This is a genomic window from Paraburkholderia sp. HC6.4b (genome assembly GCF_014200875.1).
In the GTDB taxonomy this organism is placed as follows: Bacteria; Pseudomonadota; Gammaproteobacteria; order Burkholderiales; family Burkholderiaceae; genus Paraburkholderia; species Paraburkholderia tuberum.
This window is the reverse complement of record NZ_JACHDC010000060.1, coordinates 1-1,329: the sequence shown is the minus strand read 5'-3', so window position 1 is coordinate 1,329 and position 1,329 is coordinate 1. Positions and strand designations below refer to the sequence as shown.

2 protein-coding genes are annotated in these 1,329 nt (G+C 63.9%); both read left to right on the top strand.

Annotation, left to right across the window (positions count from 1 at the left end):
* Nucleotides 1-866: dTDP-glucose 4,6-dehydratase (gene rfbB / locus HDG34_RS38570; protein WP_184069252.1), on the top strand; the 866-nt coding region annotated here is incomplete at its 5' end.
* 10 nt (nt 867-876) lie between these two features.
* The coding region (locus HDG34_RS38565; RefSeq protein ID WP_184069248.1) for a sugar nucleotidyltransferase at nt 877-1,329 on the top strand (453 nt) is incomplete at its 3' end.

The following is a 1,329-nucleotide window of genomic DNA, read 5'->3' as shown; positions in this document are numbered from 1 at the left end:
CGCTATTGGCCGAGCACAAGCCGCGCGCCGTGCTGCATTTCGCGGCCGAGAGCCATGTGGATCGCTCGATCCACGGTCCGGCCGATTTCGTGCAAACCAACGTCGTCGGCACCTTCACGCTGCTCGAAGCGACGCGCAGCTACTGGAACACGCTGGGCGTTGCGGAGCGCGCCGCGTTTCGCTTCCTGCACGTGTCGACCGACGAAGTGTTCGGCTCGCTGTCGGCAACCGATCCGCAGTTCTCCGAAACGACGCCTTATGCGCCGAATAGCCCCTATTCGGCGACCAAGGCCGGTTCGGATCACCTCGTGCGCGCCTACCACCACACGTACGGCCTGCCGGTGCTGACCACCAACTGCTCGAACAACTACGGCCCGTACCAGTTCCCCGAAAAGCTGATTCCGCTGATGATCGCCAACGCGCTCGGCGGCAAGCCGCTGCCCGTGTATGGCGACGGGCAGAACGTGCGCGACTGGCTGTACGTCGGCGACCACTGCAGCGCGATCCGTGAAGTGCTCGCGCGCGGCACGCCGGGCGAGACGTACAACGTCGGCGGCTGGAACGAGAAGAAGAATCTCGAGGTCGTGCACACGCTGTGCGACCTGCTCGATAAGCAGCGCCCGAAGGCGGCCGGCTCGTATCGCGACCAGATCACCTATGTGAAAGATCGTCCGGGTCACGACCGCCGTTACGCGATCGACGCCCGCAAGCTCGAGCGCGAACTCGGCTGGAAGCCGGCGGAAACGTTCGAGACGGGGCTCGCCAAAACGGTCCAGTGGTATCTCGACAACCAGCAATGGGTCGACGAAGTCGCTTCGGGCGAATACCGGAAGTGGGTCGAGACCAACTACGCGCAGCGCGCGTAAAGGCACGGCAATGGCGCGCAAAGGCATTATTCTCGCGGGCGGCTCGGGCACCCGCCTGTATCCGATCACGCACGTCGTCTCCAAGCAGCTGCTGCCGGTGTACGACAAGCCGATGATCTACTACCCGCTGTCCACGCTGATGGTGGCGGGTATTCGCGACGTGCTGATCATCTCCACGCCGCAGGACACGCCGCGCTTCGAGGCGATGCTCGGTGACGGCAGCCAGTGGGGCATGAACATCCAGTACGCGGTGCAGCCGTCGCCGGATGGACTCGCGCAGGCCTTCATCATCGGCCGCGAGTTCGTGAACAATGATCCGTCGGCGTTGATTCTCGGCGACAACATCTTCTACGGCCACGATCTCGCGAAGCAACTCGAACGCGCCGACGATCAGACCGACGGCGCCACCGTGTTCGCGTATCACGTGCAGGATCCGGAACGCTACGGCGTGGTCGAATTCGAC